Source organism: Rhodococcus sp. NPDC056743 (assembly GCF_042790355.1).
Taxonomy (GTDB): Bacteria; Actinomycetota; Actinomycetes; order Mycobacteriales; family Mycobacteriaceae; genus Rhodococcus_F.
The window spans coordinates 17,593-42,267 of the sequence record NZ_JBHTZI010000008.1 but is presented as its reverse complement, the minus strand read 5'-3'; the positions used below and the strand labels follow the sequence as shown (position 1 = coordinate 42,267).

General features: G+C 59.8%; 22 protein-coding genes. 16 read left to right on the top strand and 6 right to left on the bottom strand.

Annotation, left to right across the window (positions count from 1 at the left end; genetic code table 11):
• Window positions 1–73 precede the first annotated feature (73 nt).
• From ACFRFQ_RS18920 to ACFRFQ_RS18880, 9 genes are all read left to right on the top strand, one after another.
• Window positions 74–1,051, top strand: a complete 978-nt coding sequence (locus ACFRFQ_RS18920) for an alpha/beta hydrolase (protein WP_378660752.1) — start codon at window positions 74–76, stop codon at window positions 1,049–1,051.
• Window positions 1,044–2,777: an amidohydrolase family protein gene (locus tag ACFRFQ_RS18915; protein WP_378660749.1), complete on the top strand. Its 1,734-nt coding sequence runs from the start codon at window positions 1,044–1,046 to the stop codon at window positions 2,775–2,777. The genes ACFRFQ_RS18920 and ACFRFQ_RS18915 overlap by 8 nt, the downstream gene beginning before the upstream one ends.
• A gap of 41 nt (window positions 2,778–2,818) precedes the next feature.
• Window positions 2,819–4,432: an ABC transporter substrate-binding protein gene (locus tag ACFRFQ_RS18910; RefSeq protein WP_378660746.1), complete on the top strand. Its 1,614-nt coding sequence runs from the start codon at window positions 2,819–2,821 to the stop codon at window positions 4,430–4,432.
• A gap of 121 nt (window positions 4,433–4,553) precedes the next feature.
• Complete coding sequence (locus tag ACFRFQ_RS18905; RefSeq protein ID WP_378660743.1) at window positions 4,554–5,540, top strand: DUF2332 domain-containing protein; 987 nt, start codon at window positions 4,554–4,556, stop codon at window positions 5,538–5,540.
• A 68-nt stretch (window positions 5,541–5,608) separates the two neighbouring features.
• A complete protein-coding gene (locus tag ACFRFQ_RS18900; RefSeq protein ID WP_378660741.1) occupies window positions 5,609–6,850 on the top strand; it encodes an MFS transporter in 1,242 nt (413 codons plus the stop codon).
• Complete coding sequence (locus tag ACFRFQ_RS18895; RefSeq protein WP_378660738.1) at window positions 6,847–8,061, top strand: hypothetical protein; 1,215 nt, start codon at window positions 6,847–6,849, stop codon at window positions 8,059–8,061. The genes ACFRFQ_RS18900 and ACFRFQ_RS18895 overlap by 4 nt, the downstream gene beginning before the upstream one ends.
• Complete coding sequence (locus ACFRFQ_RS18890; RefSeq protein WP_378660735.1) at window positions 8,058–8,438, top strand: MerR family transcriptional regulator; 381 nt, start codon at window positions 8,058–8,060, stop codon at window positions 8,436–8,438. The genes ACFRFQ_RS18895 and ACFRFQ_RS18890 overlap by 4 nt, the downstream gene beginning before the upstream one ends.
• 196 nt (window positions 8,439–8,634) lie before the next feature.
• Window positions 8,635–9,060 (top strand): hypothetical protein, encoded by a 426-nt coding sequence (locus ACFRFQ_RS18885; RefSeq protein WP_378660732.1) that lies wholly within the window; start codon window positions 8,635–8,637, stop codon window positions 9,058–9,060.
• A 73-nt stretch (window positions 9,061–9,133) separates the two neighbouring features.
• Window positions 9,134–9,478, top strand: coding sequence for a cytochrome P450 (locus tag ACFRFQ_RS18880; protein ID WP_378660729.1), 345 nt, complete (start codon window positions 9,134–9,136; stop codon window positions 9,476–9,478).
• On the opposite strand, the gene adhP is transcribed toward ACFRFQ_RS18880, so the two are convergent.
• Complete coding sequence (adhP, locus tag ACFRFQ_RS18875) at window positions 9,479–10,519, bottom strand: alcohol dehydrogenase AdhP (protein WP_378660726.1); 1,041 nt, start codon at window positions 10,517–10,519, stop codon at window positions 9,479–9,481. It lies immediately after the preceding gene.
• A gap of 209 nt (window positions 10,520–10,728) precedes the next feature.
• Between adhP and ACFRFQ_RS18870 the strand changes: the two genes are divergently transcribed.
• The 6 genes from ACFRFQ_RS18870 (at window position 10,729) to ACFRFQ_RS18845 (ending at window position 17,144) form a co-directional block, all read left to right on the top strand.
• A complete protein-coding gene (locus ACFRFQ_RS18870) occupies window positions 10,729–11,313 on the top strand; it encodes a biotin transporter BioY (protein ID WP_378660724.1) in 585 nt (194 codons plus the stop codon).
• Entirely contained in the window at window positions 11,310–12,416 is a 1,107-nt protein-coding gene (locus tag ACFRFQ_RS18865) for a class I adenylate-forming enzyme family protein (RefSeq protein ID WP_378660721.1), read from the top strand. The genes ACFRFQ_RS18870 and ACFRFQ_RS18865 overlap by 4 nt, the downstream gene beginning before the upstream one ends.
• The gene (locus ACFRFQ_RS18860; RefSeq protein WP_378660718.1) at window positions 12,413–13,540 is read left to right on the top strand and encodes a thiolase family protein; all 1,128 of its coding nucleotides are present in this window, start codon (window positions 12,413–12,415) and stop codon (window positions 13,538–13,540) included. The genes ACFRFQ_RS18865 and ACFRFQ_RS18860 overlap by 4 nt, the downstream gene beginning before the upstream one ends.
• Before the next feature lie 10 nt (window positions 13,541–13,550).
• Entirely contained in the window at window positions 13,551–14,933 is a 1,383-nt protein-coding gene (locus ACFRFQ_RS18855; RefSeq protein ID WP_378660715.1) for an AMP-binding protein, read from the top strand.
• A 68-nt stretch (window positions 14,934–15,001) separates the two neighbouring features.
• A complete protein-coding gene (locus ACFRFQ_RS18850) occupies window positions 15,002–16,174 on the top strand; it encodes a helix-turn-helix domain-containing protein (protein ID WP_378660712.1) in 1,173 nt (390 codons plus the stop codon).
• 148 nt (window positions 16,175–16,322) lie between these two features.
• Window positions 16,323–17,144: an alpha/beta fold hydrolase gene (locus ACFRFQ_RS18845; protein WP_378660709.1), complete on the top strand. Its 822-nt coding sequence runs from the start codon at window positions 16,323–16,325 to the stop codon at window positions 17,142–17,144.
• Window positions 17,145–17,411: 267 nt separating this feature from the next.
• Here the strand turns inward: ACFRFQ_RS18845 and ACFRFQ_RS18840 are convergent, their stop codons facing one another.
• The 5 genes from ACFRFQ_RS18840 to ACFRFQ_RS18820 all read right to left on the bottom strand — a co-directional run bounded on the left by ACFRFQ_RS18840 (window position 17,412) and on the right by ACFRFQ_RS18820 (window position 23,324).
• Window positions 17,412–18,968, bottom strand: coding sequence for a long-chain fatty acid--CoA ligase (locus ACFRFQ_RS18840; protein WP_378660707.1), 1,557 nt, complete (start codon window positions 18,966–18,968; stop codon window positions 17,412–17,414).
• 147 nt (window positions 18,969–19,115) lie between these two features.
• A complete protein-coding gene (locus ACFRFQ_RS18835) occupies window positions 19,116–20,456 on the bottom strand; it encodes an MFS transporter (protein WP_378660704.1) in 1,341 nt (446 codons plus the stop codon).
• Between the two features lie 219 nt (window positions 20,457–20,675).
• Window positions 20,676–21,227: a MarR family winged helix-turn-helix transcriptional regulator gene (locus tag ACFRFQ_RS18830; protein ID WP_378660702.1), complete on the bottom strand. Its 552-nt coding sequence runs from the start codon at window positions 21,225–21,227 to the stop codon at window positions 20,676–20,678.
• A 76-nt stretch (window positions 21,228–21,303) separates the two neighbouring features.
• Window positions 21,304–22,875, bottom strand: coding sequence for a class I adenylate-forming enzyme family protein (locus ACFRFQ_RS18825; RefSeq protein ID WP_378660700.1), 1,572 nt, complete (start codon window positions 22,873–22,875; stop codon window positions 21,304–21,306).
• A 2-nt stretch (window positions 22,876–22,877) separates the two neighbouring features.
• Window positions 22,878–23,324 (bottom strand): hotdog fold thioesterase, encoded by a 447-nt coding sequence (locus tag ACFRFQ_RS18820; RefSeq protein WP_378660698.1) that lies wholly within the window; start codon window positions 23,322–23,324, stop codon window positions 22,878–22,880.
• A gap of 122 nt (window positions 23,325–23,446) precedes the next feature.
• On the opposite strand from ACFRFQ_RS18820, the gene ACFRFQ_RS18815 reads away from it, so the two are divergent.
• Window positions 23,447–24,592: an acyl-CoA dehydrogenase family protein gene (locus ACFRFQ_RS18815; protein WP_378660696.1), complete on the top strand. Its 1,146-nt coding sequence runs from the start codon at window positions 23,447–23,449 to the stop codon at window positions 24,590–24,592.
• The last annotated feature ends 83 nt before the right edge of the window (window positions 24,593–24,675 follow it).

Genomic DNA, 24,675 nt, shown 5'->3' with positions numbered 1-24,675 from the left:
CGCAGCCGCGTACCGACTCGCGGTTCAAGTGTGACCGTTGTCATATTCACAGACTAGAGTTAGATTCTAGTTCATGACAAGTGGCGTGCAGGAACGAAGCGAGTTGGATCCGGCATTGCAAGCCGTCGCCGATGCGGCGTCGGGGGCAGGGCTCCCGCCGATGGTCGAACTCACCCCGCCGCAGGCGCGTGAGCGGATTCGGGGTGCGCTGCAAGCCTGCGCGCCCGGACCGGAGGTGGCGTCGATCGAAGCGTGTTCGGTGAGGGACGGTGTTTCGGTGCGGATCTACCGGCCGACACAGGTGACACGCGCCGGTACCGTCGTACATTTTCATGGTGGTGGTTGGGTCACAGGGGATTTCGACTATGCCGACCCGCTGTGTCGACTGCTTGCCGATACTGCGGGTGTCCCGGTGGTGAGCGTGGATTACCGGCTCGCGCCGGAGCACCCATTCCCTGCAGCAGTCGACGATGCGGAGACGGTGCTGCGCTGGGTCGCTTCAGGATCCGAGGGGCTGGATCCGCGAATCGTTGTCACGGGCGACAGCGCCGGTGGAAACCTGGCGGCCGTGAGCGCACTGTTGATGCGGTCCGATGATGAGGTCGCGCTGGTAGGGCAGGTGCTCATCTATCCGGTGGTGGATGCCGACCTGACGCGGGACTCGTACGTCGACAACTCCGGAGTGTTCCTCGGTGCGCGGGAGATGGGATGGTTCTTCGACCATTACTGCCCTGATGTGAACGCTCGGACCTCGCCGGACATTTCGCCGATTCACGCTGCGGACCTTTCGGGACTGCCGCCGGCTGTTGTGGTGGTGGGTGGGCACGATCCGCTCCTGGATGAGGGGCTCGAATATGCCGAGCGACTGCGCAGCGCCGGGGTACCCGTCGAGGTGCAGCACTACCCGACTCTGCCGCACGGTTTTCTCCAGTTCACTGCCGTATCGCGTGCCGCTGCAGCGGCTGCCGAGGCTGTGGCATCATCCACGCTGCGTCTCTTCGAAGGCGCTGCCCGGCAATCTGATTCGATCGAGGCGGTAGATCATGCATGATCTGGTGATTCGCGGCGGCACCGTGGTGGACGGAACGGGCAGCGCGCCGCGGCGAGCGGATGTCGCTGTCGACGGCGGCACGATCACGGCAATCGGTGAGGTGCCCGAGGCGGGACGTCGTGAGATCGACGCTTCGGGCAAACTTGTCATTCCCGGTTTTGTGGATATCCACACGCATTACGACGGACAGGTCACCTGGGACACGTTGCTGACACCGTCGTCGCTGCACGGCGTCACCACCGTGGTGATGGGTAACTGTGGTGTGGGCTTTGCGCCTGTCAAACCTGAGCAGCGCGATTGGCTGATCAGCTTGATGGAAGGCGTCGAGGACATTCCCGGAAGTGTTCTTGCCGAAGGGATGAGCTGGAACTGGGAGTCTTTTCCCGACTATCTCGACGCGATCGATACGCCACATGCCATCGACTTTGCCGCCCAACTGCCACACGGCGCGCTTCGGACCTATGTGATGGGGGAGCGCGGAGGTGACCATCTGGCTCGGCCTACCGAAGCCGAAATGGACCGGATGCGTGATCTTGTCGCCGAGGCAGTCGAGGCCGGTGCACTCGGGTGGTCGACGTCGCGGTCTGCGGTGCACAAGACGTCCGCCGGCGAGCCGACACCCAGCCTGACGGCATCTCGCGAGGAGTTGACCGGGCTGGCCCGGGGTCTGGCAAAGGCGGGTGCGGGTGTCATCGACTTCATCTCCGATTTCATGGACGAGCCGGAGGAGATGGAGTTTGTCAGCGCGATAGTCGAGGCGGCGCAGCGGCCGATGTCCGTGTCGATCGTCCAGAGCGACCGAGCGCCGGACAAGTGGCGGTCACTACTCGACGGCTTGGCGGAAGTCTCGGCGCAGCAGAACATTCCGATTACGGGTCAGGTGGCGCCGAGAGCCGTCGGCGTGATGCTCGGCTGGGAGTTGAGTTGGCATCCGTTCATGGCGTATCCCAGCTACGCGGCGCTCGCGGATCTTCCTCGCGAGGAGAGGGCGGCGCAGCTTGCTCGCCCAGAAGTCAAGGCTGCGCTGCTCGCCGAGCAACCCGCCACGGAGAGTGAGTTCGTCCAGAAACTCTCGACTCGATTCGACAGTGTTTATCTTCTCGGTGATCCGCCCAACTACGAACCGGGGCCCGATGATTCGGTTGCTGCGCTTGCCGAGCGCTCCGGTGTGTCACCCGTCGAGGTTGCGTACGACGCAATGATGGCGCAAGGTGGGCGCGGACTGCTGTACTTCCCGATGCTCAACTATGCCGGCGGGAATCTGGATGCGGTTCGCGAGATGCTGGCTCGGCCGGATACCGTCCCGGCGCTCGGTGACGGCGGCGCGCATTGCGGCGCTATCTGTGACGCAAGCTTTCCGACAACACTGCTCACTCACTGGGGACGTGACCACCGAAAACCCGAATTGTTGTTCCCCATCGAATGGTTGATCAAGCGGCACACCGCCGACACGGCAGCTGTGGTCGGTCTGCTGGACCGTGGTCAGCTATTGCCGGGATATCGGGCAGACCTGAACGTGATCGATTTCGGACGCCTCCAGGCCGATCACCCGGAAGTGCTGTACGACTTGCCAACCGGCGGTCGTCGGCTGATGCAAACTGCCACCGGCTACGTGGCTACCGTCGTCGCGGGTGACGTTGTATTCGAAGAGGGCGAGCACACCGGTGCACTACCCGGACGACTCGTTCGTGGTGCTCAGCCCATTCCCGAATCAATCATGCGCTGATCGATATATCCTCCACGAACTTCCTAGGAAAGAAGGTCTACATGCTGCGTAGTTCATTCGCTCGTGCCGCGACCACGTTCACTGCCTTGGCGGCGGCGACGGTGCTGGTTGCCGGCTGCGCCGGGGGCGGGTCCGGTTCGGAGACCGATACGTCGGACGTGACAACCGGACTGGTTGGCGAACAGGGGGACGGCGGTGACCCTACGTCTGGTGGAACACTGTCCTTTGCGACGTACAACGGCGTCAGCAGCCTGGATCCAGCCGACCGGCAAGATGGCGGCGCGACCGGCGGCAACGAGATGGCCGCGATCTACGACCTCCTCATGCGGTACGACCCCGAAACGAAGACGTTCGAACCGCAACTCGCACAATCGCTGAAAGCCAACGCAGACAACAGCGTATGGACGTTGACGCTGCGTGATGGCGCGAAGTTCAGTGACGGTACAACTGTGGACGGCGCCGCCGTGTTGTGGAGCATCAACCACTATGTGGAGAAGAAGGGAACCCACACGCAGGTGTGGAAGGCGACCGTTGCCGACGTACAGTCACCGGATCCGGCTACCGTCGTCTTCACACTCAAGCAGCCGTGGAACGAATTTCCGATCATGTTCACCACCGGTCCTGGGATGATCGTGGCACCGTCCTCGATGACATCAGGGACCTTCGCGCCGATCGGAGCCGGTCCTTTCGTCGTCGAGAAGTTCGCTTCGCAGGATGAATTGGTGCTCGCCGCCAACCCTGCGTACTGGAACGGCAAACCGAACCTCGACAAGCTGCGATTCCCGGCGATCGTCAGTGAGCAGGCCAAACTCGATGCCTTGCATACCGGCGGTGTTCAGGCCGCATACCTGCGTGGCGCGGACGTTGTTCACAACGCTCTGAGCGCTGGAGACGTGGGATACGTGTACACCGTGAACATGGGCGGCGTCGGCAACATCAATCAGCGTGAGGGACGGGCCGCGTCTGATGTGCGGGTTCGCAAAGCAATCGTGGCGGCATTCAACCCCGACACCTTCAACGAGAGGGTCGAGGGCGGCAACGGAATGCCCGGTAGCGACATGTTCCAATCGTGGTCGCGGTGGCATGGATCCGTTGCCGGGAACGGGTACGACCCCGAGGCTGCAAAGAAGTATCTCGACGAAGCCAAAGCGGACGGATACGACGGCAAGCTCACCTATGTGGGCTTGAACGACCCGGCAACTCAGCGGAGTGCGCTCGCGTTCCAGGCAATGCTGCAAGCCGTCGGATTCACGGTCGACATCGTTTACACGACGAGCATCAACGACCTCGTGAAAACCATGTACGCCCAACATGATTACGACATCGGCTATGCAGGATTCAATGTGCTCGACGAATCACCCTTCGTCCGGATGTACGGCAACCTGTACAGCGAATCGTCGTCGAATGTGATCGGTTACAAGAACGCGACCATGGATAACCTTCTCCTCGAGATGCAATCGGCCCCAACCGATGAAGATCGCAAGAAAGTGATCGAGGAAATCCAGACTCTTGTCAACGAGACGGCTCCTATGCTGGTCGTCAACACAGGTAAGTATTTCATTCCGTGGAGCAAGAACGTCTACGGAATCACGCCGAGCGCCGACGGCATCATGCTGTTCGGAAATGCTTGGATCGCACCTGATTCGACGTCGTAAAGAGTCGTAGCGAACAGGGGGAGGCGGGGCCGCTCGGTGGGTTATCCACTCGGCGGCCCCGTCGTTATCTTTCAGCGTGATGGAAAATCTTCCCGCACCCCACCAGGTTTGGTAGACATCGATGGTGGACACTTCGCGCAGATACCGATCGTTTGCCGAAGTGGAAGCGCGAGGAAACTCCGCAATCTACGAGGAGTGGGGTCTCGGAGTAGCCGCGGACCCACCGATCCTCACTCTCATCGATCGACTTCCCGAGCCACGACGGCAACCCAATCTGGTATTCGGTGCCAGTCGTCACCTCGGCGCACCTCCCAGTTCGTATGGCTTGTTTCGTCATTGGTTGACAGTTCACTGGCCTGACGTCGAAGAACTGGCACGGACCAGGACGACCCAGACCAACGAAGCCGGCCGCGCCGCCGTACTGCTTCCTCTACTCGGACTGCTGGGTGGCCCGCTCTCCCTGATCGAGGTCGGGGCCTCGGCTGGCCTGTGCCTCTTTCCGGACCGCTACAGCTATTGCTACGACGGCAACCGATATCTGCATCCGGTCGATGGTCCGTCCGCTGTTCTGCTCGACTGTGAGACGTCTGGCTATCCGCCGATTCCCGAGAAGCTGCCTGAAGTGGTCTACCGGTCGGGTGTCGACCTGAATCCACTTGATGTGACCAACGCCGACGACATGAGGTGGTTGGAAAGTCTCGTGTGGCCTGAGCAGGATCATCGTCGACAGCGTTTGCGCGATGCTGCCGCCGTCGCCCGGAGGGATCCGCCGCGTCTGGTCCGCGGTGATCTCAATTCCGCCGTTGCCGATCTCGTCGAGCAGACACCTCGAGGAACCAAGGTGGTGGTCTTTCACAGTGCCGTCCTCAACTACCTCGTCCCGGCGGATCGAGAGGCGTTCGCGGACGTTGTTCGCTCGTTGCCATGTCATTGGATTGCGAATGAAGGGGTCGGAGTCCTTCCCGCCATCGACGCCAAGTTGACAACGTCAGCGGAGAATAACCGCGGCAAATTTGTTGTCTCTCTGGACGGAGTGCCCCGTGCAGTGGCAGGCGGTCACGGACAGTTCCTCGACTGGACAGATCAAACCTGTACGGCACCACATTGATTGAATGGAAATCGGATTTTCGCGGAGCGCTTGACCTTCACATTGATGTGAGGGTTGACAATCGGTCCATGGCAGATGACATCGCTTCACAGCAACAAGTTTTCGGCACCAGTGAACATCATCCGGACAAGCTCCCCCGCGTCCCGCTTCTTGCTTTGTTCGCGTCCGTCTTGATCACCAGCCTGACGGAAACTCTCCCCGCCGGAGTGCTACCCGCTATGAGTGACAGTCTCGCTGTCAGTGAATCCGCTGCCGGGCAGACGATCATGATTTACGCGGTGGGTACGGCGTTGACGACGGTTCCTTTGGTTGCCGCGACGGCATCGTGGTCCCGAAAAGTGTTACTGCTGGCCGCGATTGTCGGGTTCGCGGTCGCCAACACCGTTACGGCATTTTCGGTCGACTTTGTACTGACAATGGCTGCGCGCTTCGTCGCGGGAGTTGCGGCCGGTGTCGCGTGGGCATTGCTGGCCGGATATGCCAGAAGTCTTGCCCCGAAACACCTCGAGGGTCGTGCGATCGCGGTGGTGATGGCGGGAATTCCGCTTGCTCTCGCGTTCGGCGTTCCGTTCGGGACCTCCTTGGGGTACGCGGCCGGGTGGCGGGCACCGTTCTATCTCATGTCAGGTTTGGCTGTTGTGCTTGTCGTCGTAATCGCGGTGGCGGTTCCGGATCGTCCAGGGCAGCCGCGAAACCAGAAACGGCGAAGCATTTTCGAGAGTGCACGAATTCCCGGTGTCGACGCGGTTCTGATCGTGACCTTCACCGTGGTGTTGGGGCACACGATCATGTACGCGTACATTGCTCCGTTGCTCGAGGCGATCGGTATGGGTGTTGACACGGACCTAGTGCTGCTGACTTTCGGAGTTGCATGTCTGATCAGCATTGTTGTTGTGGGAAATCACATCCACACGAAGCTCCGGACCTTCGGCGTCGTCAGTGCTGTGCTGATCGCCGTTGCCGCAACCATTCTGGCCGTCACTATCGACAATCCACTGTTCGTCTACGTCGCTGCCGCCGTATGGGGGTTGGGGTGGGGAGGGATTCCCACTCTGCTGCAGACATCGGCGGCAGTTGCTGCAGGCCCACATGCAGACGAAGCTCAAGCGCTTCTCACGACGCTGTGGAACGGCGCCATGGCTGCCGGTGCAGTGTTGGGTGGAGTTCTGTTGCCCCTCAATGGTGCTCGATCATTACCGTGGTGGACGGTGGTACTCGCCCTACTGTCAGCGGTGATCATGATGACCGCTCGCGGACGCGGGTTTCGATCCCCTGCACAAATTCACCAGGAAGGTCAGGTCCAGGTATGAATGCTCGAAAGTCAACCCGCCACTTGCCCGTCATCGGCATCGCGTTGGAACCTGCAGGATGGCATCCAGCGGCGTGGCGACTACAAGGTCACACACCGTCCGAACTCTTCACAGCTCCGTACTGGTCGGCGTTGTTGCACGACATCGATGCATCCGGCGTAGATTTCGTGACATTCGAGGAATCAATCGGACTTCAATCGTCGGACTTCAGGGCAATGGACAGCAAACAAGACCAGGTCCGCGGCCGACTGTCGCCGGTGGCACTGACCGCGCTGGCCGTATTCGGAACGCAACAGCTCGGTGTGATCGCCGCGAGAAATCTCACCCACAACGAGCCGTACAGTATCGCCACCGAAATTGCTTCGCTCAACCTCCTTAGCGGAGGCCGAGTCGGACTTCGCGCCCAGATCACGTCGCGAAGCATCGACACACAACATTTCGTTCGCCCGCAGCCCGTTCCCGACCTGAAAGAGTCCGACATCTACTGCCCCGAGAAGGTCGGAACCCGGCTGGCGCCAGTTTTCTCGGATGCGACCGAGTCGATTGAAATACTCCGAGCACTGTGGTCGACGTGGGCGGAAGACGCACTCCACGACGGAACGGACGGCCGATTCCTCGATATCAGTCAGATCTCGGCCCAGCCCATCACGACCGCGACCTTCGGCATCGCGGGCCCACTCGGCGTTCCGGTCGCGAAGGATATGCAACCCGTTGTTCTCGCGCTGGCGCATCACGCCCATGTGCCGTACCGGCTGGCGACCGCGGCGGCCGACGTGATCCTGGTGACGCCGACGCCGAACGGCAATGGGGTCACCATCGGCGACGTTCTCGCCGCCGTGGAAACCGAATGTGATGCAGTGCAACGAGACTTGATCGAGAAACCTCTGACGATTCTGGTGGATCTGGTCGTCTTCCTCGGTGCGACCCACGCCGAAGCGGTACAGAAGAAGCGGGCCCTCGACGAGCTGTCAGGTGCACCGTATTTATCCGACACTGATGTTTTTGTCGGTTCGGTAGGTGAACTTGTACGCCGGATCGACGAACTTGTGGTAGCTGGTGCACACGGTGTGCGACTGCGGCCGGCAGTGAACGGCTCGGATATCCCACTCGTCCTTCAGCAACTCACCGCAGCGTTCGGGTCGAATTCTCGGGTCGTCACATTGCGTGAGCGTCTCCACCTCGGTTCACTCGAAATAGCCTCGGCGATATGAAGATCGGTGAACTGTCGACGGCGACGCAGGTATCTCGGCGGCTCTTGCGGTACTACGAGGAACAGGGCCTGATCGCTCCGAAACGATCCCAAAACACCTATCGAGACTACGACGAACGTATGGTCGATCGGGTTTTCCAGATACGAGGTCTCTTGGAAATGGGATTCCCGACTCGAGTGATCCGGCAGATCCTTCCGTGTCTGGACCAAGAGCGCGTCATCCATATGAACGATGTGACACCGGAAATGCTGTCGATGCTCGAGGCGGAAGCGTCCGGGCTGGACGAGAAGATACGCTTTCTCGTCAAGAATCGCGACGCCATCCGTGAGTACATTGCGGAAGTGCGACAGCGACATACCGTTCCAACAGGTGCATGAGCGAATAGGTGGGCGACGAAGGTATCGACCTCGTTCGTGAAATGCGGGTGGAAAGAGCGCCTGCCGACGGACCAAGTGAACGATGTCCGTCCTGGTCACGGTGGGTGCGGCAAGTGTTCACCCGTTCGGGGTGATGTCCGGTTTGCTGAAACTCGGTTGACTGTCCTCACGCTATTCTGCCGACGAAGGGGACGTCATGACTGCTTCGCATCAAGCTCCCGCAAACCATCCTGTGCGACAGGGCATTGCGATTGGTACTACGGTAGCGGCGGCCGCGCTGCTCTTCGTTGCGGGAATTGCTTCTCTCCTGCAAGGTATCGCAGCTCTCGCCGACAACGATATCGTGATCGTCGGAATCAATTACACATACAAATTCGACGTCACAACGTGGGGTTGGATCCACATCGTCCTGGGAATCATCGGAATTGTGGTGTCGTTGGGGCTGTTTGTGGGTCAGACGTGGGCTCGTGGAATGGCCTTTGTGATCGCAGCACTCTCGATCGTGGCGAATTTCTTGTGGTTGCCTTATTACCCGCTGTGGTCGATCGTGATCATCGCACTTGATGTCGTGGTGATCTGGGCGGTCGCGACCTGGCGGCCCGACGCTACAGATTCGATCTGATCGACATCCGAGGCGGTGAAGCCGCTGGCACCCGACGGTGTCCAGCGGCTTCTCCGTGTCAGGTGCCCGTTCTGTGATCGGCGGGAAATACGCCTTCCAGAAGGGCGACTGGGTCATGGTTGTCCTGCAGCGAGTCCACCCTGACAAAGCCGTTTGGGGCGCCGACGCAGACGAATTTCGCCCGGATCGTTTTCTGCCCGAGCAGGTCAGGTCGCGGTCCGGTGCCGCGTACAAGCCGTTCGGCACCGGACCGCGCGCGTGCATCGGGCGCCAGTTCGCCTATCACGAAATGCTGATGGCACTAGCCGTCATCTTGCATCGCTACGAGTTAACAGCCGACCCGACCTACGAACTCGAGGTTCAGGAGCAACTTACGATGCGACCGAGCGGGTTCACCGTGACGGTTACTCGCCGCTGATCAGGAATTGTTTCCCGTGTAATCGAGAACGATACGGCCGTCGATTTTTCCGGCTTCCATGTCGGTGAAGATGGTGTTGATGTCCTCGAGTTTCCGGAGTGAATAGGTGGGTTTGATGAGCCCTCGGGCGAAGAAGTCCACCGCTTCGCTCATGTCCTTACGGGTTCCGACAATCGATCCACGGACGGTCAGTCCCAACAGCACTGTGGTGAAGATATCGAGGGGGAATTTCTCCGGGGGGAGTCCGACCAGGGAGACGGTGCCGCCGCGGCGCAGACTGCCGACTGCTTGTGGGAAGGCGTGTGCGTTGACGGCGGTGACCAGTGCCCCGTGAACTCCGCCGTCAGTGAGGGCGCTGATGGCTGCGGCTGGATCTTCTACCGTCCTTGCGTTCACGGTGTGTTCGGCGCCGTGCTTGGTCGCGAGCTCTAATTTGGCGTCGTCGACATCGACGGCCACTACTCGAAGTCCCATCGCGACGGCATACTGCACCGCAATGTGTCCGAGCCCGCCGATTCCGGAGATCAGAACCCATTGCCCGGGTCGGGTGTCGGTGACTTTCAGACCCTTGTACACCGTGACGCCGGCGCACAGGATGGGTCCCACGGCGGACAGATCGACGCCGGCCGGAATGATCGGCGCGTAACGGGAGTCGACGAGCATGTACTGCCCGAAGGAGCCGTCAACCGAGTATCCGCCGTTCTTCTGGTTCGGGCACAGGGTTTCCCACCCGGTTTCGCAGTACTCACATTCACCGCACGCACTCCACAGCCACGCGTTTCCGACGGTGTCGCCGATGCTGATCCGGGTGACCGACTCGCCAACCGAGATGACCGTCCCGACGCCTTCGTGGCCGGGGACAAACGGTGGGGATGGCTTGACCGGCCAATCGCCATGCGCTGCATGTAAATCGGTGTGACAGACACCTGAGTACTCGACGCGTACCAACGCTTCGAAGGGGCCTGGTTCCGGGACTTCGATGTTGTCGATCGTCAACGGTTCCGTGAACGAATGCACAACCGCGGCTTTCATGGTGCCCATAACTGCACTACTCCTCGCATTACTCGACTACTTGTTCCACATGACTGGACCGTATTCGGCATGTTCCTGCAGTGTTCGTATGTCCGTGTTCATCATGGACCCTTCCGGTCTGAAGTGTGAAGGTTCGAAGCAATCGTGCCTGGCGGGGTTACTGCGGGGGCGGCGGAGCTGCTATCTTGAACGTCGTTCAAGTATCTGGAGGAGTGGGCATGTCAAGTCTCGAGGGCGCCCAGGCGCCGCAGGTCGGCGTTCAGGCAAGGGAAATGGCTCAGATCGCGGTGTTCGCTGCGTTGATCGCTGCGTTGGGCCTGCCCGGTGCGATCACGATCGGTATCAGTGGTGTGCCCATCACACTGCAGACGCTCGGAGTCATTCTTGCTGGAGCCATCCTCGGTGCGCGGAAAGGTGTTGCGGCAGTTGCCGTCTTCCTGGCACTGACGATGATCGGGTTGCCGCTGCTGTCAGGTGGACGCACCGGATTGACCGCCCTCGCCGGACCTAGTGCCGGCTATCTGGTCGGGTGGCTTCCCGCGGTCCTGTGCATCGGTTGGCTCACCGCCCGGATCCTGCCCAAGTACCCGCTTGTGCTGGGCATTCTGATCAATGCGTTTGGCGGTATCGCCGTCGTGTATCTGTTCGGCACGGCGGGACTGGTACTTCGTACGGACATGGGTATCGGTGCCGCGCTGAGCACAAACGTGGCATTTCTTCCCGGCGACGCGTTGAAAGTGGTTGTCGCGAGTGTTGTCGCCAAGGGTGTACACCGAGCTTATCCAGGACTGATTCGTCGGTGATCGGACAACTCGGGGGACACGGCGATCAGTGCGCGCTTGATCTCGGGGGCACAGTTCTCACGTATGCAGAACTTGACGCCGCGATCGAGCGATCACCTCAGGTTGCCGTGTGCGACGCGTCGGCGCTGCCGGTGCTGGAAGCGCTGATCTGCGTCTTTGCTGCCGCGAGGCGCGGAACTGCGGTGATCGTGGAGGATCCAGCGGCGAGACCCGAGCGCAGCGAGATCGATCCATCGTCGTTTCTGCTCGTCGCCACGTCTGGTTCCAGTGGACGACCGCGTCCGCTGGCCAGGACAGTGGCGTCGTGGTTCGACAGCTTCCCCGAGTTCACCGCCATCACCGGCATCGAGGCACACGATCGCGTGCTCATCAGCGGTCCGCTGCACGCGACGATGCATCTGTTCGGTGCTGTTCACGCACTGTGGCAAGGCGCGTGCGTCACCGACGACCCTACGGATGCGACGGTCGTGCACGCGGTTCCAGCCGTTCTACGACGCATCGTGTACGAGGCGCCGCGGTTGCGGACGGCGATAGTAGCCGGGACCATGTTGGACGACGGAGCCCGGGCTGCGGCGTCGGGGATCGAGATAGTCGAATACTACGGCGCTGCAGAGCTTTCCATTGTCGCTGCCCGGCGGGTACCTGATCCGATGCAGCTTCTTGACAGCGTCGACGCCGAGATCCGCGACGGACTCTTGTACGTCCGTTCGCCGTATCGTGTGCTGGGTGCGGCGGAGTGGTTCGGAGTCGGAGACAGAGCGGTCCTCGGAGCGAACCGGGAACTGACGATTCTCGGGCGCGGGGAGTTTGCGATCAACGTCGGCGGAACCACGGTCATGGCCGAGGACGTCGAGCGAACCCTGGAAACCGTGGACGGTGTCACCGGCGCTGCCGTCATCGGCTCCCCGCATTCGGTTCTCGGAGAGACGATCACGGCAGTAATCGAGCACGACGACGCCGTAACACTTCATGCAATTCGTGCGCAGGCGCGTGCGTTGTTGGCGAGAGAAGCTATGCCGAGTCGCTGGATCACCGTCGACGAGCTGCCACGCACCGGTAGTGGCAAAGTCGCGCGAGGACGCGTGAAAGAGTTGCACTCATGAATTCAGCTCCTGTTCTGGTGGCCGCGCGGCGAACCCCGATCGGTAATGCAGGCCATGGATTTGCCAACCTGACCACGACGGACCTTGCCGCTCCGGTATTGAACGAAGTGCATGCTGTGCTGCGGCGATCCGGTATCGAGGTCGAGGTGGACGACGTCATCCTCGGAAACTGCATGGGTCCCGGTGGCAATCCCGCTCGTATCGCGGCACTGGCAGCAGGGTTGGGTTTCTCGATCCCGGGCGTCACTGTTGACCGGCAATGCGGTTCGGGTCTCGATGCCGTCATGCACGCTGCGTTGCGGGTGCGTAGTGGGAACGACACACTGATCCTGGCCGGTGGCGTCGAATCCGCCAGTACCGCGCCGTGGCGATTCTGGCCACCAGTTCAGGGCGGTGAGCACACTCGGTACACCCGGGCACCGTTTGCTCCGCAGGGATTTGCCGATCCCGATATGGGTTGTGCCGCAGATGATCTTGCGCGGTTGCGCGGTATCAGTCGTGAGCGGCAGGATGCATACGCAACCCGTTCGCACACGCTCGCTGCTGCCACAGATTTCTCCGCCGAAATCGTGCCGATCGGCGGTGTCGACACTGACCAGCGAATTCGCCGCGGCATGACCGAGGCGCGGTTGGCGAGGCTCCGTCCAAGTTTTGGGGCTGACGGAACAGCCACGGCCGGAAATTCGTGTGGCATCTCGGACGGCAGCGCAGTGCTGGCGGTGACGACGGAGTCTCTCGCACAGGGAATGCCGGCTCTGCGGATTCTCGGCACCGCTGTAGCGGGGTCCGATCCGGCTTTGCCGGGACTTGGCCCAGTCCCTGCCATTGCGGCGCTGTGTGCAAAAACCGGAATCAGTGTCTCCGACTTGGGAATTGTCGAGATCACCGAGGCATTTTCCTCCGTTGTCCTTGCTGTTTCGGACGAACTCGGACTCGATGAATCCATCATCTGCCCCCAAGGGGGTGCCATTGCGATGGGCCACCCGTGGGGCGCATCGGGAGCTGTCCTCTTGGTGCGCTTGGCAAGTCAGATGCTGGCCGACGGTGGACCGGACCTGGGACTCGCAGCCTGCGCAATCGGCGGCGGTCAGGGTATCGCGATGCTGGTCGAGCGTGTTTCGTGAGGGCGCAACGATGAGTGAACTTCTCGCGGAGCGGATTGCTCACCGAGTTCGCGACAATCCGTCGAGGATTGCGGTTGTCTCCGCGCGCGAGGAGATCAGCTACGCCGACTTCTGGGCGAGGGTGTCCCGGGTTGCATCGGGACTGTCGTCGATGAACCGAGTGGCGGTACTGCCGACGTCGGATGTCGAATCCTTGGTGGTTGTCACGGCAGCGATGCGCGCGGGTACCAGTGTGGTTCTGTTGCACCGACACCTTCTCGAGGCTCAGCTTGAGCGCGTCCTCGAACTGACCGTTCCTGGAGCCGTTGTCGCGGAATCGAAGCAGCACAGGCGGTTACGTCGTCGAGGGTTCTCCGGTGAACTCGTCACCGCGGTCGACCTCGAATGTGACGGGGCGTCGAATCAGGCGTCGGCCGACTCTGAACTGCTGGTCGGTGTCACGTCGGGCACCACCGGTGAGCCCAAGCTTTTCGTCCGAAACCAGTTGTCCTGGGCGCGAACTCTTGATCGGTCGGATGCGGTATTCGATGTCGGCGTCGGAGACAGAGTCTCGGTGCCGGGCGTCCTCGACCACACACACTTTCTGTACGGAGCTCTCCATGCGCTCACTCGCGGTGCCCTCGTCGACCTTCGCGGTGCGGAAACGGCAGTGAAAGCCGGTGCAACTCACCTGTATTCGGTACCCACGATCGCCTGGGACCTCGTGCGATCAGGTATCGAGCCAGTCGAGTGTGTCCGCGAGGTGATCTCGTCAGCCGCTCGGTGGCCGCGCTCCGGACGCCGCGCGCTGCAGGCAACGTTGCCACGTGCGTCGTTGGTGCACTTCTACGGGGCTTCGGAATTGAGTTTCGTGTCTTTTGATCGAGGACTCGGTGACATCGACGAGTTTTCGGCCGGGGAGTTGTTCGACGGAGTTGACGCCGAGATTCGGGACGGTCTTGTGCATGTGCGGAGCGACATGCTGTTCGACGGCTATCTGACCGAAATGGGAGTGGTAGACGGCCCGCTCGACGGTTGGATGACTGTCGGTGACCGAGGACGTGTGGAGGTCAGACGCCTGCAATTGCTCGGCCGCGAGAGCGACATGCTGATCCGTGCGGGCCTCAAAGTGGAACCGGCCGCTGTCGAAGCGGCGTTGACTGCTCTGCCCGGTATCGCAGAGGCCGCGTGTATCGGCGTACCGGATGCACGAATGGGGGAGGCTCCAGCGGTCGCCATCGTTGTCAACGACGACGCATTGCAGACCGAAGCGATCTGGCGGCATCTGAGAACTACCCTCCCCAGTCCGAGCATGCCGGTGCGGATTCTCCGGGTCGATCGGTTACCGCGCACGCCGCGGGGAAAGCTCGACCGCGTTGCTCTTGCGATTGCCCTCTCGGATTCGGAAAGGTAGATCACACCGGGCTTCGGCGGTTTCGCGTGGCTGCTACACGGGATGTAACAGACAATTCAGTAGTGCACATGAAGCTTCAGGAAGTTGTTGACGAGCTTGCGCAGGTGCTCGAGCGTTCCGTGGTCATCAACGATGCGGAATATCGTCCAGTCGCCGCGAGCGCACAGGGAAACGACATCGATCGAATACGCGCGGAGAGTCTGCTACGAAGATCGACGCCGGACGCTGCCCGTCGCTATCTCGAGGGATTGAGCGTCGACGATCTTCGGTATCCGACTACGATCGATCTCTCCGGGTTCGACGCGCGCGAACGTCTTGCCGTACCGATCCGGAGCGATGATCGGCTGTACGGAGTGCTGTGGCTCATCACCGGTGGTCTGCCGGCCCTGACGGAGTCCGATCTTGCCGCCGTTGACGTTGCAGTCGACTCTGCTCTTCCAATGTTGTTCTCGGACAGCCTAAGTCCCGACGAGTCCTATGGTCGCGAACGCAGTGACGGTTACCTCATGCGACTACTGTCCGACGACATGGCAGTGCGGCGGCAAGCATTCACCGAAGCGCTCGGGCGTCACGCCCTGGTGCGAGGGCCGGATACCGTCATTCGTGCGGTGCTCGTCGACGGCCAGGAAAACTCGATCGCATTGAGCGTTTTCGGGCGATGCCTCGACAGATCGCGGGATTCATCCGTCCGATTTCTCGGGTTGTGTGGTGACTGCCTGATCTTTGTGAGCCACGCGCACGACATTGCCGTGCTCGAGGAGAAGATCCGCACCGAATCTGCGGATAGGGTGTTCACCATTCGCAGCATCGGATCCGCCGCGCACCAGCACGACGACGATGATCTCCGAGTTGTTGCGGATCGGGCCGTGACGGCCGCGAAGACTGCAGCGGTATTGCCGGAGTTCGGAGCGCGAGCTGACTATTCGGAGCTCGGCAGTTGGATTCTCCTGCAGGCAGTGGGCGGTGATCGATCATTGCTTTCCTCGTTTTCCCCTGCCGCTTACGAGCTGTGGGAACGCAGCGATGCCGTGCAACGACAGACAGTCGAGACTTATCTCGATTGCGGCGGGCACGCCCAAGTTGCGTGCGAACAACTTCATATCCACCGCACCACGTTGTATTACCGACTCGAGAACATGCCGGAATCGGTGCGTCACGCGCTCGACGACGGTTTGGCTCGCAGTACGTTGCACGTCACTCTCAAGTTGATCCGACTGTGGGAAGCAACAGGACGCTTGTAGATCGGGTGGTGTTCGACATTTGTAGGAAAAGGTGTCGATCTTTGTCTCTGTTGCCACCGGCGTGGGCATCCGTAGCGTGAGGGAGGTCGGGCAGCCGGCACGTGCACGCTTTCAGATCTCCTTCCACAACAAGAGAAAAGAGCACAGGATGCCGTACATCACCACCTCTGACGGAACCGAGATCTACTACACAGAGCAGGGCACCGGCCAACCCGTACTGCTGAGCCACGGTTGGCCGCTGAGTTCCGACGCATGGCAAGTCGAGCTCAAGTTGTTCGCGGATGCCGGGTATCGGGCTATTGCACATGACCGTCGTGGACACGGCCGTTCGTCGAAGACGTACACCGGCAACGACATGGATACGTACGCGCGTGACCTCGCTGAACTTGTCGAAACACTGGACCTGAAAGACCTTGTTGTCATAGGTCATTCGACGGGCGGCGGTGAAGTTGTCCGGTACGCCGCCCAACACGGAAAAGGTCGTGTGGCAAAGGTGATCACTGCGGGCGCGGTCCCACCGCTCATGGTCCGAACCGAAGAGAATCCCGAAGGCACGCCCATCGAGGCGTTCGACGGAATCCGCGCTGGTGTACTCAAGGACAGGTCACAGTTCTACAAGGATCTGAGCGATGCGTTCTACGGCGCCAATCGTGAAGGCGCGGAGGTCTCGCAGGGCGCGAAGGACGACTTCTGGCGACAGGGGATGTTGGTGAACCTTGCGGCAGCATACGACTGCGTCAAGGCGTTCTCCGAGACGGATCAGACCGCGGACCTCCAGGCGATCGATGTTCCGATGCTTATCGCGCACGGCGATGACGACCAGATCGTTCCGATCGCTGCGGCGGCCGAAAAGTCGGTCAAGCTGGTCAAGAACGCCACTCTCAAGGTGTACCCAGGAGCCCCGCACGGCATCTACGGCGCCTATCAGGATGCCCTGGACCAGGACATTCTCGAGTTCATCAAGGGCTAGCGTTCTGCAAAAGGTGGTCCCGCTCGGTTGGGCTGAGCGGGACCACCTCTGCGTAGTCGACCGAGTTCACAACGAGCAGTGCCAGTAGCCCGTGAGCTCGGTCGAAGAGTTGATTCCACTTGTACCGCCTTCGGTGACTGAACAGTCCCTTAACGTTGCGGACTTCGGGTATCCCGATCCTGAACATGGAAGTAGTGCCAGGGCGCCGATCAGTTCCAAAGTTCGGCGACTTGCGTGAGGATTGTCAGTTGGCATTGCGCGCACCAGTCATGAAGTGGCAGAATTGTTTTGAAGTTCAGATTTGCAGCCGGCGCGGAGTTGGTATTTGAGAACTTTGCCGGAGGGATTACGAGGCAGTTCGTCGACGAGGATCAGTCGAGTGGGGAGTTTGTATCGCGCTAGCCTGCTCGCTCCGTAATCTCTGAGGTCTTCGAGTGTGAGGCTATGGCCCGGAGTTGGGGCAACAATTGCGGCTACGGCCTCACCCCAGCGGTCGTCGGGTAGACCGACGACCGCAACCTCCGTGACTGCCATGTGCCCGTACAGCACGTTTTCGACTTCTGCGGGGTAGACGTTCTCTCCACCGGAGATGATCATGTCCTTGATTCGGTCGACGACGTACATGAAGCCTTCGCGGTCGAAGTAGCCGACGTCTCCGGTGTGGAACCAACCGTCTTGATCGATTGCCGCGGCAGTGGCTTCAGGATTGTTCCAGTATCCGCGAGTGACATTCGGGCCGCGGACACAGATTTCGCCTTGATCGCGCACGCCGGTCAGTTGCGTACCGTTGGCATCTACAACTTGTACTTCCGTGAAGAGTGGGGCTTTTCCGGCTGAGCCGAGTTTGGTAAGGGCATGTTCGGCGACCAGAAAGGTTGCGCTCGGCGCGGTTTCGGTGAGGCCGTATCCCTGTAGTACTGCGATGCCTCTAGCGGCGAAAGTATGCAGTAGGGCTTCGGGGACCGGCGCGCCGCCGCAGATGATCATGCGGAGACTACTCAGGTCACGGTCACTGAACGACGGGTCTTGGCTCACCGCTGACAGCATCGCAGGCACGCCGAACAGCGTGGTGATACGTCGGTTCGAAATTTCGTTCAAACATGCTGTCGGATCGAATCTTCGGTGAAGTACGACCTCGCCGCCCTTCTGCCATGTTGTGAAGGTGGTGACGTTGAGTCCTGCGATATGGAAGAGGGGAGCGACGACTAGCGTTGCATCGTTTTCGAGAACGTCGAAGAGATGAAGCAAATTTGTGTTATTCCACCACAAATTCGTGTGAGAGAGCATGACTCCCTTCGCTTTGCCGGTGGTGCCCGACGTGTACATCAGAAGGGCAATGTCCTCGTTGTCCACGTGTACCGGGCTCGTGATCGGATTCGCGGATTCGATGAGTTCGTCGTAGCTGGACCACAATCCGTCGGAGCGGTCGACGTTGAGGTAGCGGACTGTGCACAATTTCTCGGCAATTGTATCTATCGTTGCGCTATGTTCTCCGTCGACGACGAGGGTATGCACGCCCGCATCGTTGACGATCATCTCCAATTCTGCGCCTGCGAGCCTGAAGTTGAGCGGAACGAATATTGCTCCGAGTCGCGATGCAGCCAAGAAGGTTTCGAGCAATGCGGGTTGGTTGGCACCGAGAAAGCCGATGCGCGAACCGTGGACGATGCCACCGCGAGCGAGGACAGTAGCGAGTCTGTCGATGCGATCGAGCAGTTCACCGTATGTCCAAGTGGTACCTTCGAAACTCAAGGCGCGTCGATGTGCGGAACGGCTGGCTCTGGCAGCAAACCAGCTGCCGAGGGTGAAGTTCGGCGTACTCATCAGATACTCCTTTTAGTATGCAGCGGCCGTCGGCGCGGTCAGTCGTGGAAAGAGCAGTGCAGCGTCAGATTTTTGATCGCGGTGTGATCCGTCTTGCGATGGGCGTCGGGCATGTTGCGCGCGCAGCGGGCGCATACGGTCTGTCGATTACTGGGAAATGAGGGAAGATCTGGAATTGTGCACGGCGGCGGGTACGAGTTGTGTTGTGTTTTTCCGGGTTGGGACGAAAGCGATGAAGGTGCTGCCGAGGACTGCAGGGATTGCCAGGGCGTAGAATTTGGCTTCGAATCCGATGCCCCCGGCAACCAACCAGCCGAGGTACATCGGGCCGAGAACTCCACCGATCCGTCCGATGGACAGGTTCAATCCGAGGCCGGTGGCGCGCACTCTGGCGGGGTAGTAAGTGCCTACGAATGCATTGATGAGGATCTGTAGGCCTGTCGTGCCGAGTCCGATTACGGCGACCAGGATGTACGCGACCACAACATGTGGTGTCAGCGACAAGAGGATGAGGCTTGCTGCAGCAGCCATGAATGTTGCAGTTACTATCGGTTTCTGGCCGAAACGATCGGCCAGCTGGGCGGCGGCAAGTACTCCGACTACTGCGCCACCCTTGAGTGCGATGACAAATCCTAGCGAGGCGGACAGGCCGTAGCCGCCGGAACGCATGAGTTCAGGTAGCCAGGTTCCGACACCGAATGTAACGAGTAAGCAGAAGAATGTCGCGATCCAGAAAAGTATCGTTCCGGTACGGCGTCCGTCGGCGAATACGAGTGCAAAACGGTTCTCCGAACTTTCGGTCCTGGACTCTGCAGCGACGCTCGGTTCGCGGTCCACTCCGTATTTCTCGGCTAGTGCACGTGCTTCGTCCATACGCCCGTTCTTTGTCAGTATTTCGACAGACTCGGGCAGGTACTTGATCAGTGCGGGAACGAGGAGCACCAGCGGTAATGCTCCTACGATGCACATCGATCGGAAACCGAACGTCGGTACCAGCCAGATCGCAAGACCACCCGAGATCATGCCGCCGATCCCGACACCGATGAAACCGAGGGCGGAGTTGCGTGTCTTTCGGTCTGCGGGTGCGTATTCTATGAGTGTTGCAGCGACCGTTGGCATTACGGCTCCGGCTCCGATGCCGATTATCAGTCTGAGAGCAAGGAATATTTCAGGATTGGGTGCGAGAGCGCTGAGTCCCATGGCCAATGAGAAGAGTGACACGGCGGCAATGATGACTGGTCGCCGGCCAATGCGGTCGGCCAGACCTGCTGCGCTGAGGGCGCCGAGAAGCATTCCGAAAACTGTCGCCGATCCCATGTAGCCGATCGTGGAGGCGCTCAGGGCCCACGCCTCGTACTCCTTAAGTGACGGCACGATGCTTCCGAACATCGCCAAGTCGTAGCCCTCGATGATGAGAATCGAGAAACAGACGGCGATGATGCTCCAGCCCTGTCCTGTTGGACGCGAGGACGCCGTTGGTGCGGTCATCAAATCTCCAGTGTTTTCTGGGCGCGGAGCGAATACCGATCGCTCATTGAATGTTTTTGCGTGTTGTGAACAAGCGTGACAGGCGTCACGAGGATTGTCAATGAACTGACAATTGCTACCTTGTTGACGTTCTGTTGACGTGGCTAGCGTTGTGAGAGAACGAGAGGGGTGCCGGTCAGCGAGGGACGTACCTCTGGCCTGACGGTGCTGGAATCTGGGTCAATTCCTCTTTTTTGCGGAGTCCGCGATACTGATCGAGACCTTGTCGAGCAGTGTTTTCAATTGGTGTCGTTCACCGCGGCTCAGAGCGCTGAACCATTCAGACTCGAGACGATTTTGTTCGGCGAAGACGTGTTCGATTTCTCTGTGCCCGGCTTCTGTCATTTGCACTGCCACCAAACGCTTGTCGGTGTTTGACGTTCGTTCGCGTCTGATGAGTCCGCTGTTTTCGAGATTGGCCAACACAGTAGAGGTCGTCTGCCTGCTGACTCCGGCCAAACGAGCCAGGTCGCGAGCTTCGATCTCCTCGAAGAGCCAGATCATGTACATGATTCGAAAACCGCTGAAACTTAATCCCTTTGGGCGGTGAACGATGCGCTCGAGCTCGTGCATGTGTGAGGCTGCCGTTCGCACGAGAGTGAATCCCAGTTCGACGGCTTGTTCGTCCAGGCCACTCATGCGCTGACTAGTCAGTTCGCTGGCAACTCGTCCGAAGTCGGATCCAGAGACTGCCCCGGCCTGAATTTTGGGCTCGGGCAGGTGCTTACTCACGGCCGCTTCCAATCTCGAGACGCATTCTGGCAGCATACCGACAGCTCCTCCGATGATTGAGTGCACATGCCTGCTGTCAATGGAGCGCACGACGAAGGATCTTGCCGCTCGCCGTTTTGGGTAGGTCTGTCAGGATCTCAATTGATCGCGGATATTTGTAAGCGGCCATACCGTCGCGACACCACTCGACCAATTCATGCTCGGTTGCCCGAGCGCCTGGAACGAGCGCGACATAGGCCTTTACTGCCTCACCGCGGTACTCGTCCGGAATGCCTACCACTGCTGCTTCGCGTACGTCGGGGTGCGTATACAGGACGAATTCGACTTCACCCGGCCAAACTTTAAAGCCCGAAGCGATGATCATGTCCTTCTTGCGATCGACGACGTATAGCAGTCGGTTGTGATCGAACAGCCCGATATCGCCGGTGAAGAACCATCCGTTTCGAAACGCCGCAGCGGTCTCTTCAGGCTTGTTCCAGTACCCGCTGGAGGTTAACGGTCCTCGGATGACTATTTCGCCGCGTTCGCCGACAGGTAGATCCGCCCCTGCCTCGTCGACTATTCGCAGTTCTACGCCGGGGAACGGGTAACCGTTCGCTAGTGCCGATGTCGCGCTGTCGACCGGTGCGCGCTGGCCTATCGGCATCAGGACACACGCGGCCGACGTTTCTGTGAGCCCGTAACCGTTGATGATGTAGTGGCCGGTCAAAGACTCGAATGCATCGACCAACGGAGGAGGGAGAGGGGCGCCGCCGGCCAGAAGGATTTCGAAGGACCGGAAATGTTCGCGATGAACTCCCGGTGTTGCCAAGAGTGCAGAGTATGCCGTGCATGGACCGACCGCGAAGTGCGGCCGGTACTCGAGGAAGAGGTCCAATGCAACGGCGGGATCAAAACGGTACGGAAGGATGAGTGTGCCGGCCAACGCAATCGACTGCAAGAACTCCACAACAAGGCCCGTGACGTGAAACAGTGGCGCCATTGCGAAGATTCGACTACCCCTCGCCAAACCCAGTATCTGGACAGTCGATTCGATATTCGTGGAAAGATTTCTGTGCGTGAGCATCGCACCTTTCGAAGGCCCACTGGTCCCGGAGGTGTAGCAGATGAGTGCAAGATCGTCGTATGCTGATTCCTCGAACTCGTGTTGCGGTGAGTAGTGCGCGCGAGCCAAGGTCAGCAGATCTTCCGGAGCGGGACTCGAGGTGCTTGGTTGTCTGTCGAACACTCGTGGATCATTGCGTCTCTGCATCGCGCTCTCATCGCATGTGAGGACGACCCGCAGGTCGGTGTTTTCCAGGATTCCGGCTATGCAGGCCGTGTATCCAGCCTCGGACGAGATCAAGGCGCTTGCACCCGAGTCGAGGAGCAATTCCAGGATCTCGCGGTCGCGATACATCGGATTGACCGGCACCACAACACATCCTGCACGCCAGGCCGCGAGTGTCGTGATCACGAACTCGGGTGAACTTTGCAAGTAGATGGCAACGCGAGCGCCTGCGACGATTCCGCGAGTTCGAAGATAGTGGGCTAAGCCTGAGACTAGATCGTCGAGTTCTCGATACGTGATCGAACGGTCGAAGTACTGCACAGCGATTCGGGCAGCTGCAGTCGCGACAGCCGCGTCGAACTGGGCGGGCATTGTCATCGTCATTTTCCTGAGCCCTTCCCAGGAACCTCGAGCGATCCGTACGTCAGGGTTTGCCCGCGTACCAGGGCGACCTTCGTGCCGTTCTGCGTCGTGACAGTCACGTCGAATACTCCGGCTTTCTGGCCCTGGTGCACGGCAATGCATTCGGCAGTCAATGTATCGCCCAGCTGGGCCGGCGCCGGGAAGATGATCTGCGCTGAGGTGGTGACCATTGCTCCGCCGCAGGCGTATGCCAGGGCGGTGTCTGCCAAAAGGAAGGTCATGCCGCCGTGACAGATTCCGTGTGGGTTGAGCATGTCAGCTCGGACTTGCATCTTCAGTCGCGAGTAGGAAGGTACTTGGACAAGGACTTCGATGCCGTGCGACTTCGCGCATTCGTCGCCGTTCAAGAGTGGAATGGCGCTTTCCGGGCGGATTGGGTCAAGCGATCCGTGAGCTTCGAGCATTGTGCCTCCTGGGCTGTGTGCAATCAGCACAGTATTACTGTCAATGAATTGACAGTCAATGTCTTGCGCGTCTACAACTGACGGTACCGCGAAATCCGAAGCTCGTTACCTCTGGAGAGAACATGACACGATCCATCTATAACGACGACCAGAATTCATTTCGCGACGTGGCGCGCGAATACGTCAGGCGAAGCCTCGTTCCCCGTGCGGAGGAATTTATCGACGCACGCATGATCGATCGACAGGTATGGAAAGAGGCAGGCGCTCAAGGGTTGCTGGGGCTGAATGTTCCAGAAGCGTACGGTGGATCGCAAGCGGATGATTTTCGCTTCAATGCAGTTCTCGGCGAAGAGTTGGGTCGCTTCAATGGCGCAGCTGCATCTTCGTTCGGTATTCATATTGATTGCGCAGCACCGTATCTGGTGGATTTGGGTACTGACGAGCAAAGAAATCGTTGGTTGCCAGGCTTTTGTACTGGAGATGTGATCGCGGCAATCGGAATGACGGAGCCCAGTGGTGGTTCCGACTTGGCTGCGCTCAAGACGCACGCTGTACGTGCTGGAGACGATTGGATTCTCAACGGATCAAAAACATTCATCACCAACGGAATTCAGGCTGACTTGGTGATTGTTGCGGTTCGAACCTCGGCGGCGAAAGGTCACAAGGCAATAAGCTTGTTCGGGATCGAGACCGGCATGCGCGGATTCGAACGAGGCCGTAAACTCGACAAAGTCGGCCAGGTCGAATCTGACACCGCCGAGCTCTTCTTCGACAATGTTCGGGTGCCTGCAGCGAATGTGATCGGCGAAGTCGGAAAAGGCTTCGTGTACATGATGGAGCGGTTGCCGCAGGAGCGAATCAGTGGGTCGATCAACAACATTGCCAACGCTGCACAGATTCTCGGCGAAACCATCGAATATGCCAAGGAGCGCAAAGCATTCGGCCAGAGTGTCGGTTCCTTCCAGTACAACAAGTTTGTCATCGCCGAAATGCAAACCAAGGTTGACGTGACGCAGGCGTACGTGGATCAGTGCATCGTCGAACACGCAGACGGCAAACTTTCCGCGGTAAACGCGGCCAAAGCGAAATGGTGGACTGCCCAGGTGCAAAACGAGGTCCTCGACACCTGTGTGCAACTTTACGGTGGGTACGGCTTCATGAACGAGTATCGGGTTGCTCGCGCATGGCGAGACGCCCGGGTTACCAAGATATGGGCAGGAACGAACGAAATCATGAAGGAATTGATCGGACGCGACCTCGGGTTGTGACGATTTCTCGGCGCCGAATCCCGTGATGGTGCCTGACGTGACAGCGAGGTCGGTGGACGCCCCGAGGATCGACCGATCGATTG